General features: G+C 63.2%; 9 protein-coding genes, 1 tRNA gene and 1 pseudogene. 9 read left to right on the forward strand and 2 right to left on the reverse strand.

The features are described 5' to 3' along the window. Positions 1–95: 95 nt before the first annotated feature. Together FA702_RS15910 and FA702_RS15915 are read left to right on the forward strand one after the other, a co-directional pair. Positions 96–665 (forward strand): DUF4142 domain-containing protein, encoded by a 570-nt coding sequence (locus FA702_RS15910; RefSeq protein WP_136956885.1) that lies wholly within the window; start codon positions 96–98, stop codon positions 663–665. Between the two features lie 39 nt (positions 666–704). Then, positions 705–884 (forward strand): annotated as a pseudogene (locus tag FA702_RS15915) (plasmid stabilization protein); the annotation flags it as partial. Between the two features lie 776 nt (positions 885–1,660). Here the strand turns inward: FA702_RS15915 and FA702_RS15920 are convergent. Beyond that, the gene (locus tag FA702_RS15920; protein ID WP_136957250.1) at positions 1,661–2,749 is read right to left on the reverse strand and encodes an IS5 family transposase; all 1,089 of its coding nucleotides are present in this window, start codon (positions 2,747–2,749) and stop codon (positions 1,661–1,663) included. A 242-nt stretch (positions 2,750–2,991) separates the two neighbouring features. Here FA702_RS15920 and FA702_RS15925 point away from each other — a divergent pair, with 242 nt between their 5' ends. Beyond that, positions 2,992–3,360: a PRC-barrel domain-containing protein gene (locus FA702_RS15925; protein WP_136956887.1), complete on the forward strand. Its 369-nt coding sequence runs from the start codon at positions 2,992–2,994 to the stop codon at positions 3,358–3,360. 175 nt (positions 3,361–3,535) lie between these two features. Here FA702_RS15925 and FA702_RS15930 read toward each other — a convergent pair. Beyond that, positions 3,536–3,628 (reverse strand) — tRNA-Ser (locus FA702_RS15930). Between the two features lie 251 nt (positions 3,629–3,879). On the opposite strand from FA702_RS15930, the gene FA702_RS15935 reads away from it, so the two are divergent. From FA702_RS15935 to FA702_RS15960, 6 genes are all read left to right on the forward strand, one after another. Then, positions 3,880–4,692, forward strand: coding sequence for a DUF1134 domain-containing protein (locus FA702_RS15935; RefSeq protein WP_136956888.1), 813 nt, complete (start codon positions 3,880–3,882; stop codon positions 4,690–4,692). Between the two features lie 158 nt (positions 4,693–4,850). Then, positions 4,851–6,023 (forward strand): amino acid aminotransferase, encoded by a 1,173-nt coding sequence (locus FA702_RS15940; protein ID WP_136956889.1) that lies wholly within the window; start codon positions 4,851–4,853, stop codon positions 6,021–6,023. After that, entirely contained in the window at positions 6,010–6,579 is a 570-nt protein-coding gene (locus FA702_RS15945; protein WP_136956890.1) for a GNAT family N-acetyltransferase, read from the forward strand. Before FA702_RS15940 ends, FA702_RS15945 begins: the two co-directional genes overlap by 14 nt. Before the next feature lie 33 nt (positions 6,580–6,612). Further along, positions 6,613–7,674, forward strand: a complete 1,062-nt coding sequence (locus tag FA702_RS15950; RefSeq protein ID WP_255504613.1) for a glycoside hydrolase family 76 protein — start codon at positions 6,613–6,615, stop codon at positions 7,672–7,674. 95 nt (positions 7,675–7,769) lie between these two features. After that, complete coding sequence (locus tag FA702_RS15955; RefSeq protein ID WP_136956892.1) at positions 7,770–8,255, forward strand: MarR family winged helix-turn-helix transcriptional regulator; 486 nt, start codon at positions 7,770–7,772, stop codon at positions 8,253–8,255. 160 nt (positions 8,256–8,415) lie between these two features. Then, the gene (locus FA702_RS15960) at positions 8,416–10,815 is read left to right on the forward strand and encodes a TonB-dependent receptor (protein ID WP_136956893.1); all 2,400 of its coding nucleotides are present in this window, start codon (positions 8,416–8,418) and stop codon (positions 10,813–10,815) included. The last annotated feature ends 21 nt before the right edge of the window (positions 10,816–10,836 follow it).

The following is a 10,836-nucleotide window of genomic DNA, read 5'->3' on the forward strand; positions in this document are numbered from 1 at the left end:
GATACGTCCGGTCCGACCATTCCCCCTCTCTGCCTTGTCTGGGTTCGCCCACGTTGCGCTGGAACGCTCACCTTTTCCGGAAACAGGAGTTTTCCATGACCCGACTTATCCTTGCCCTTCTTCCCGCGCTTGCGCTGGCTGCATGCGACAAACCCGCCGTCATTACGACCGAACCCGCCGATGACATCGCTGTGACCACCACACCCGCCGAAAGCGGCGTCCCAGCCGCGGCGGCGGTGGTCGACACCGCCGATTATCTGGCAAGGGCTGTGGCGGCCGATCGGTTCGAGATCGACAGTTCGAAAGCGATTCTGGCGAAAACCGGCAATGCTGACGTCAAGGCGTTCGCAAACATGATGATCGCGGACCACCAGAAGTCCTCGGATGAACTGAAGGCGGCGGCCACGAAAGCCGGTCTGAGCGTGCTGCCGGTATCGCTCGATCCCGATCAGCAAGGGCAGATCGATGCGATCCGCAAGACCTCCGGCGCCGACGCGGCCCGGGTCTATCTGAACGCGCAGCGCACGGCGCATGCGATGGCTCTCAGTCTCCACACCGATTACGCCGCTAATGGCACGGTTCCGGACGTCAAGGCCACCGCCGGCCGCATCGCCGCCGTTGTGCAGCAGCATAGCGACAAGCTCAGCGCAATCAGCATCAAATAGGCATCGCGCCGGCACTTCCGGCGTCGGAGGAGATGGATCATGCCTCAGGGCGACAAATCGAGCTATACCGACAAGCAGAAGCGCCAGGCCCGCCATATCGAGGAGGCGTACGAAGAGCGCGGAACGGATCACGAGGAGGCCGAACGGCGCGCCTGGGCCACGGTGAACAAGCAGACCGGGGGTGGGCAGAAGACTCGTTCGAAACAAAGTAAGTCGGATTGAGCGGTCCACGATGACGGTGGACCGAGCATTCCAGGGCACCGTGCGCTTGGCCCTGCACGCGAGGGCTGCTCCAACTCCGCATCGTCAACGCGTGCTTCTCCGTTCAAGCCGGCGGGTTCACGAGGTCGAGCATCTCGTGAACCCGCCGGATGATCGCGTTGGTGGCGGAATGCCCTTCATGCCTGAGCTGGCGGAGGGGCCTCTGGCGGCTGGACGCCTGGGTCTATCCGGTCCGGTTGTTCGTTGGGTACTTCGCCCGGAACCTGCTCGGGGGGCGTTTCCGGGGGAGATTCCGGGATATCGGTGTCGGGTGGGGATTCCGGGACTGTCGCCATTCTGGCCTCCTGCGCTCGGCGTGCTTGTTGCAATTTCAAACCCGGCACTGCGCTAAGGTTCCTCCAATTCCTGCTTATGTTTGCATCGCGCGGCGAAACGAAACGGGAGCGCGCCGTGATGCGGAAAAGCAAAAAGGGGGAACTTAACTTTTATCCATACGTATCGATTTCACATCCTTCCAAAGGAAATGCGATATCGAGGAGAGTGTCATGCGAAAGCGCGGTGATGAGGTTCATATGAATACAGAAGAGGTTCGCAGCGGATCGACGCCAAACATAGTGCGTTGGGTGCTGGGGGTCAGTTGGACACCTCGAAGAACCGTCTGATTTTGGCGTAATTGCGATGTGATGGCACAGGAGCGGGTGGCGAGCTCCAGGCTTGGGTTGCTGATCTGCTTATTTTCTTGGCGGAGCCGGCTGCGTGGGCCGGTTTTTGGGTCACGCGGGCGCAGTACGCCCCTCAAGCCATGCGAGGCGCTGGAAGTTATAGGCAAGGTTGGCCATGCCGATCTTGATGCGGGCGCGGGCAATGCCGATGGTGCGCACGATCAGGCCCATGCGGTGCTTTTGCCCGGCAAAGACGTGTTCGACTGCCGAGCGGATGGCCGATCGCTTCGCATTGGCTCTGGCGACACGCTCGGGCATGGCACGGCGGTTCGGTTTGCGCTGGTGGATGTGGCTCTTGAACATGCCCCTCTCGAGAAAGGTTTCGTTTTTCTTCGACCGGTAGGCGGTATCAGCCCAGACGCCCGAACCGGTGTTGTTCGTGCTGATCAGGTCAGGCAACCGGGCGCCGTCATGGGCATTGGCGGCACTGGCATCCCAGGTCCGGATCAACCCGTGAGCCCGGTCGATGCCGATGTGGTTCTTGTAGCCGAACATCGGGATGGCGAGATCGACCGGCTTGAAGGCCTTGGGATCGGCACCCTCCTTCACCTTGGCCTTGGTGTACTTCACGCTCCAGCGGGCATCGCGATCCTTCTGACGGAGCCGGGCTGGCTTTGCCTTCCATGCCTCCGGGATCCGGCCGTCCTTGATCGCTGCCTTCTCCTCGTCGGTGTTCCGCTGCTTGGGGGCAGGCACAACGGTAGCATCGATGATCTGGCCGCCCATGGCGAGATAGCCCCGGTCGGTCAGTGCGGCATCGAAGCGGGCGAAGAGCTTGTCGATTGCCTTGGCTTGCACCAAGCGCTCGCGGAACAGCCACACCGTCGTTGCATCCGGCACCGTGCCATCGAGCCCAAGGCCCAGGAAGCGCTGGAACGACAAGCGATCCTTGATCTGGAATTCCGTCGCTTCGTCCGAAAGCGAATAGAGCGCCTGCAGCACCAGAATTTTGAACATCATCACCGGGTCAAACGGCGGCCGCCCGCCTTTGCCACGAACACTGCGGCGCAGAGCGGCGATCAATGGCCCCCGGAAAACCTCAAAGTCGACCACCCCGGACAGACGCTCCAACGGATCACCCGCTGCGCTCAAGGCCTCGTACCGGTTCGAAAGATCAAAGAAACCGGGCTGTCCCGCCATCATCGCCTCCGCTCATCCGCAAGGGCAGTGAATCAGGTCAGGCCGACAAGCGCCAGAGTTTTTCGAACCCTCCAGTTTTTTTCTGGCGATCGCCGCTCTTTCAGCGATATGGATTACCGGTGCAATTTCAGTATAGAAAGAGGAACTGCAGCTGGTCCGATGCAGGCAACGGCATGGCGATAGAAGGGGATAAATACCCCGTCCGAAGAGTTTAAATATTTGGCTCTTATGGAGAAATTGCCATGGAAAACCATATTGAACTCGACGAGACCAGCGACATCATTTCCTCGAACAAGGTCGAGGGAACTTCGGTTTACGATAGCGAGGGCAATAACCTCGGATCGATCTACAACTTCATGGTCAACAAGCGGTCCGGCCAGGTCGAATACGCCGCGTTGCGGTTCGGCGGCTTTCTGGGCATCGGAAGCGACTACTACCCGATCCCGTGGGACATGCTGACCTACGATACGGACAAGGGCGGCTATCAGGTCGATATATCGAAGGATTTGCTCGAGAACGCGCCCCGCTACGACGAAAACAGCGAGCCGGTGTTTGACCAGTCCTACGGCCGTGATCTCTATGGGTACTACGGCGTGCCGTACTCGTTCTGACCTGCTCCGGCGCGGCGTCTGCAAGATGCCGCGCCGGCTTGCGGCTGCATGCCTTACAGCAAGGACATCACGCTGGTTGGCGTGAACGTCGCCATGCGTGCGTGATAAGTCCGTGTAAGTGCCAACGGGTTCAGTCGGTGGAAATCCGGGACCGTCGTTGGTTTGCGGAATGGAATGGCGGAGACGGAGGGATTCGAACCCTCGGTACCGGATTTACCAGTACGACGGTTTAGCAAACCGTTGGTTTCAGCCACTCACCCACGTCTCCGGATCGCAGCGGCGAGGGCGGCCTATAGCGGCGGTTGAACAACGCGGCAAGGGGGGACCGGCCACCGCCTGCAATTCCTGATCCGGAAGGTGGAAAAGCGGCGACTGCCGTCTGTTTTCGTCGGTCTAACGTATTTCCGACTCGACTCATCGCCTGTTCATTGTCGCGGAGCGACGACTGGATTCTGTGCTTGAAGGTTGACCGTGGCGGCTGCGGCCGGGGCCGGGCATGAACAGGATCGGGATGGACGTATGAATATCTACCGTCGCATTGTGCAGGTCGCCGCCGGGCTGGCGCTTGTCGCGAGCCAGGGCGCGCTGGCGCAGGTGCAGACGATCGATCCCAATTCGGCGATCGACGGCGATTTGTCGCAGGGAACTGCCACGGCGCCCGCGAACTCGTCGAGCGCGTCATCGGGAACCTACGCCACGCCGGTCGGGCAGGAGGTGGGTACCACACCGGCCTTGCCGGCTCCATCGCAGAGCCAAGCGCTGCCCCCGTCGACGGTGGGTCAGTCCTTGCCCGCAACCACGACGGCGGCTCCCGTGCCGCCGCCGGCCAGCGCGCAGGCCGCGCCGGGGAACACCTATCACGAAGACGATCTCATCGGCGCGGCGGAAGGTGTGTTCGGCAAGGGCGCCAAGGGGCTGGCGCTGATGATCCGCGATATCCTGGGCAAGCAGGGCGAACCCAACGGGTACATTACCGGACGCGAGGCGGGCGGCGCGCTGGTGGTCGGCCTGCGGTACGGTTCGGGCACGCTGCACCACAAGGTCGAGGGCGAGCGGCCGGTCTATTGGACGGGGCCGTCGATCGGCTTCGATGCCGGCGCCAACGCTGGCAATACCTTCGTGCTCGTATATAACCTGTACGACAGCGAGGATCTCTATCACCGCTTCGGCGCGGGCGAGGGGCAGGCTTACCTCGTTGGCGGGTTCAACGTCAGCTATCTGCGCCGGGGCGATGTGGTGCTGATTCCGGTGCGCATGGGTGTCGGCCTGCGGCTGGGGGTGAACGCCGGTTACATGAAGTTCTCGCACAAGCAGAACTGGCTGCCGTTCTGACGCGGGTCCGGCGGGGCGCCTGACCGGAAACGGCCTGCGAGCCGCGCAGGCTCCCCTTTGGTCGACAAATCAGGCCAAAGGCCAAATCAGGGGTTGCCCCGAAGGCATAGCAGCGGCATGGAGCCGCCGCGTTTTCCGCAGCTTTCAGGACACATCCCATGCTCGAAAATCTTGCTCCCCAGCCCGCCGATGCGTTGCTTGCGCTGATCAAGCTGCACAATGCCGATCCGCGCGCCGACAAGATTGACCTGGGTGTGGGCGTCTATCGCACGTCCGATGGCGCGACCCCGGTTTTCGCCGCGATCAAGGCGGCGGAGAAGCGCCTGCTCGAAACGCAGGATTCCAAGGCCTATCTCGGCCCCGAAGGCGACATGGGCTTCGTCCATGCGCTGATCCCCTACGTGTTCGGTGCGGACTTTGATCGTTCGCGGGTGGAAGGCATGCAGGCCCCCGGTGGCACCGGCGCGGTGCGGCTGGCGGTGGAAGTGGCCAAACGCGCCGGCATCAAGCGGTTGTGGATGGGCACGCCTTCGTGGCCCAACCACGCGCAGATCGTGAACGCGATCGGTCTTGAACTGAAGACGTTCCCGCACATGACCGCCGATGGCGCGGCCGACCTCGACGCGCTCAAGGCGGCGCTGGCCCAGGCGGAGGCGGGCGACGCGGTGCTGCTGCACGGTTGCTGCCACAACCCCACCGGCGTCGACTATACCGATGCGCAGTGGGACGAGATCGCGCCGCTGCTCAAGGCGCAAGGCGTGCTGCCGATCCTCGACCTTGCCTACCAGGGCCTGGGCTCGGGCATGGAGGCCGATGCCTATGGCCTGCGCAAGGTGCTGGCGACCGTTCCAGAAGCGCTGGTGGCCTACAGCTGCGACAAGAACTTCGGCCTTTACCGCGATCGCGTCGGCGCGTTCTACGCGGTGACGTCGGATGCCGAGGCGCTGGCCAAGGCGATGTCGAACGGCGCGACGATCGCTCGGGCGAGCTGGTCGATGCCGCCGGATCATGGCGCGGCCGCCGTGCGGCTGGTGCTGGAGGATGCGGAGCTGACGAAGCTCTGGCTCGCCGAACTCGACGAGATGCGCGACCGAATGCGCTGGGTGCGCGATCGCCTTGCCGCCGCGCAGCAGGTCGGCACGGTCAACATGGCGCCGCTTGGCACACAGAATGGGCTGTTCTCGATGCTGCCGCTCAATGGCGAGCAGATCCTTGCCATCCGCGAGAAGCACGGTGTTTACATGGCCGGGTCCGGGCGCATCAACATTGCCGGGCTGACCAATGGCAATATCGAGAAGTTCATCGAAGCGCTCGGTGATGTCGCGGCCTGACCCGGCCGCTTCCGAACCTTTCGACCGGCAGGCGGTGCTGGCGGGGGAGCGCCTCCTCCTGCGCCCCTACCGGTCCGAGGACTACGCGGCGCTTTTCGCCGTCGCATCCGATCCGCTGATCTGGGAAGTGCACCCGGCGCATGACCGGTGGCAGGAGCCGGTGTTTCGCGCCTTCATGGCCGATGCGGTGGAGAAGGGCGGGGCGCTGGTCGCCATCGACCGCGCGAGCGGCGAGATCATCGGTTCGTCCCGCTTCCAGGGGCTGGATGCGGCGCGTTCGCAAGTCGAGATCGGCTGGACGTTTCTGGCGCGCAAGTGCTGGGGCGGGGCGTACAACCGCGAGATGAAGCGGCTGATGCTGGCGCAGGCCTTCACTGGCGTGGACCGCGTGGTGTTCCATATCGGCGCGGATAACATCCGCTCGCGCAAGGCGTGCGAGGCGATCGGCGGCCGCCTGACGGACGAGACCGACGTGGTCGAGCGCGGCGGCGCGATGGTGCTGCATGTGATCTACGAGATCACCCGCGATAGCTTCGCCACCGGTCCGCGGGCCTGAATGCCGGGCGGTTCCGTGCAAGGTAGGCGCCGAGTGCTGCCGCTCGCGATCCGCCTGGGCATCGTGGCCCTTGGCGCGGCCTGTGCCGCGCCGCTTCACGCGGAAGACGCACCGTGGTCGGCACGCGCCACAACGGTGGCGGCCTATCTGGATCGGCAATGGGGCCAACCCACGGGCTGGGGTGCGAGCGAACCGTGGCAGCGGTTCGTGATCGTGGACGCGCTGATCGATTACGAACGGCGAACGGGCGATCACGCGTGGCGCGGCCGGGTGGATGCCGCCGTGCGCAACAGGTCCGGCCTTGCGCTCAACGATGATGCGCTCTGGGCGGTGATCGCCAGCGTTCACGCGTGGAACGGCGATCACGATCCGGAGTTGCTCGACTATGCCAGCGAAACCTATCGCCGGCTCGTCACGACCTACTGGGACGATCACTGCCAGGGCGGGCTATGGTGGGATCCCGCGCGATCGTACAAGAACGCCATCACCAACGAACTGCTGCTCTATGCTTCCACGCAATTGTATGTGGCGACGGGGCAACAGGCGTATCGCGACTGGGCCTTGCGTGTCTGGTCGTGGATCAGCCAGTCATCGATGATCGGACGCGATGGGCTGGTCAACGATGGCCTGGACGCCTCCTGTCGCAACAACGGGCAACCCTATTTCACCTATAACCAGGGCGTGCTGATCGGCGGGCTGACCGATCTGGCGACGATCACCGGCGATCCGGCCTATCGCAATCTCGCGGTGCGGACGGCCCTTGCGGCGACGCGCCAGCTGTCCACGCCCGGCGGTATTCTGCGGGAGCCGGTTCCTTCGATCGGTTCGGACGGCTTCATGTTCAAGGGCGTGTTCGCCTATCACCTGGGTCGTCTGCTCGATGCCATGCCGGCCGGTCCGGACCGCGCGGAACTGCTGCGCTGGAGCCAGACCAATGCCGAAGCCGTATGGCAAGCCAGTGATGCCGGCACGCGCGCGATCGGAAGCGACTGGTCCGATCCCGCGTCGGCAGCCGGGGCGGCGTCGCAGGTATCCGGCCTCAACATCCTGCTGGCGGCGGGCGCATCGCCGATCCCGGCGGACCCCCGCCGTTGAGAACGCGTTGACAAGTCACCGCTTCGCAACACACTGACGCTTCGATCCGGCGGTCGGGCCAGCCGGTGTTCGCGGACCGATGCGGCGGAGATGGCATGAGCGAGGACAGTCAGGATGCCGGATTGACCGGATGGAAGATCGACCAGCTCGATTTTCCCACGTTCCGTATCAGTCTTCTGGCCAAGATCATGGATCGCGTCACGATCCGCACGCTCTCGCAGCAGACCGATCTGTCCTATGCCCAATGGCGCGTGCTCGCGCGGCTGGGTTTGATGCCGGGCGGCGGCACGGTGCGCGATATAGCGACGCTGGCCTGGGTCGATCGCGCGGAAGTCAGCCGCGCGGTAAGCGCGCTCGAAGAGCTGGGGCTGGTGGCGCGCAAGGATAATCCCCGCGATCGTCGTGCGCCGATCCTGACGCTGACAGAGCCGGGGGAGCGCGTTTACCGCGACGTTCTGGGCAAGCGCACCGCGTTCCACGAACGTCTGCTGGAAGGCCTTTCGGTGGAGGAATGGGCCATGTTGGACAGCCTGCTCGTTCGCATCGGGGACCGTCTGCTGGGCGAATTTGACAAGGCGTGAAGGATGGTTGGGGCGCTTTGCCTGACACGGTGGGTGGTCCGTGCGCACCGTCTTAGACAGTTGGAGAATAAGTGCTTGACGATTGTCTAATTGCATGAAAACCTCCCCATCAAATTCGATAAGCATAACGTGATTGCGACAGGGCAATGGGGAGCTGGCCATGCGGCGTAGCGACGGTCGTGTTTCGGGTTTGTGGTGGCGTGCGGGGGCCTTGCTGGGGTCCACGGCGCTGGCGGGCACCGGGGTCGCGCACGCGCAGCAGGCGGCCGACCCGAACCAGCCGGTCGATATCGTGGTCACGGCCACCAAGCGCAGCGAACGCCTGCAGGACGTGCCGCTCAGCATCCAGGCGCTCGGCAATACCGAGCTGGACCAGCGCCAGGTCCAGAGCTTCGACGATTACGCGAAGCTGCTGCCCAGCGTCAGCTTCCAGTCGTTCGGCCCCAGCCAGAGCCAGATCTACTTTCGCGGTGTGACCAGCGGCGGGGACGGGTTGCACGGTGGCTCCACTCCGGCGAGCGGTCTCTATCTCGACGAAGTGCCGCTCACCACGATCGCCAACAATGTCGATTTCCACGTCTATGACATCGAACGGGTGGAGGCGCTGTCCGGTCCGCAAGGCACGCTTTACGGCGCCAGTTCGCTTTCAGGCACGTTGCGCCTGATTACCAACAAGCCTGATCCGTCAAAGTTTTCAGCTGGTTACGATCTTGATCTCAACAAGTTCGGCAAGGGCGCGGTGGGCGGCACCGCCGAGGCATTCGTCAACATTCCGCTGGGTGAACGCGTCGCGATCCGCCTGGTCGGCTTCTACGAGCACGACGGCGGCTATATCGACAATACGCCGGCGACGCGGACTTATACGCTGAATGACGGCGATCCGACGACCAACGTCACCATCAACAACGCGAAGTTCGTCAAGAAGGACTTCAACGACGTCGACACCTGGGGTGGCCGGGCGACGCTGAAGCTGGATCTGGACGATGACTGGACGGTGATGCCGGGCATTACCTATCAGCATCAGGTCGCGCACGGAGCCTTCCTTTACGATCCCCGTGCCGGTGACCTGCAGGTTCACGATTTCACGCCCGATCTCAACAAGGATAGCTGGTATCAGGCCGCGCTGACCATCGAGGGCAAGCTTTCTGACTGGGACGTGACCTATGCCGGCGGCTATTTCGAACGCCATACCAGCAACCAGACGGACTACAGCTATTACACCGTCGCCTATGACGGCGGCTCGCATCAGGGCGGCTTCTATTACACCTATTTCCCGACCGGCGACGGCGGCTTCCTCGATCCCACGACCTATCAGGTGCTGGCCGACCGCTATACCAAGATGACGCACGAGCTGCGCATTTCCTCTCCCGGCAAGGAGCCGCTGCGCCTCACCGCCGGCCTGTTCTTCGAGCGGCAGACCGACGCTATCGAGGCCGATTATATCATTCCCGGCATCTCAAGCATTCCGCAGGACGGCTTCTTTTACCCCAAGCCGATTCCGGGGTTCGGGGATTCGACGTTCCGGACGCGCACCAACCGCGTGGACCGCGATTATGCCGCCTTCGCCGATGTCGCGTGGGACATCGTGCCCAACCTGACGCTCGACGTGGGCATCCGGGGTTTCATCACCAAGAACACGCAGATCGGCTTTTCGGGCTTTGCCTTCAATGCCGCAGATCCGAATTGCGTGCCGACGACCTCAACCGACCGGCCCTGTACCAACATCAACGGCAAGTTCGTCGATTCCGGAGAGACGCACAAGGCCACGCTTTCGTGGAAGTTCGCGCCGAACAAGATGGTCTATGCCACGTATTCCACGGGCTATCGCCCCGGTGGCCTCAACCGCAGGACCGGTATCCTGCCCTACAAGTCCGATACGCTCGACAACTTCGAGATCGGCTGGAAGACAAGCTGGTTCGATCGCAAGCTGACGATCGGCGGGGCGGTGTTCATCGAGAAGTGGAACAAGCTGCAGTTCGGCCTCAGCCCGGTCGGCCAGGCGGGCGTGACCAATATCTACAACGCCGGTGACGCGCGCGTTCACGGGATCGAGGGCAACTTCGACTGGCGGATGGGCGGATTCCAGCTTTCCGGTTCGGGGACCTATGTCGATGCCAAGCTGACCACGGACTTCTGCCAGTTCGACGCAGCGGGCAACAGCGTGTGCGTGCCGGGCGTTCAGCCAGCGGCGGCGCGGGGCACGCGCCTGCCGATCCAGCCCAGGTTCAAGGGATCGGCCACCGCGCGCTACAACTTCCGGCTGGGTTCCATAGACGCCTACGTCCAGGGTTCGGTGCTGCATCAGAGCAATTCGCGCACGTTCCTGACCGATGCCGAATATGCGGCGGTTGGTCCGACGCCGGCCTTCACCACGGCCGATTTCGCGGTGGGGGGCCAAGTGGGCGACATGACGTTCCAGATCTACATCCAGAACGCGTTCGACACGCGCGGGGAACTGAGTCGGAACACGGCATGCGCGCCGTCGTTCTGCGGAGCCTACTACCGCGTCTATCCGGTGAAGCCGCAACTGTTCGGGATCAAGTTCGGACACCACTTCTGACGGAGGGGGATGGCGGCCGCT

The organism is Novosphingobium sp. EMRT-2, from assembly GCF_005145025.1.
Taxonomy (GTDB): domain Bacteria; phylum Pseudomonadota; class Alphaproteobacteria; order Sphingomonadales; family Sphingomonadaceae; genus Novosphingobium.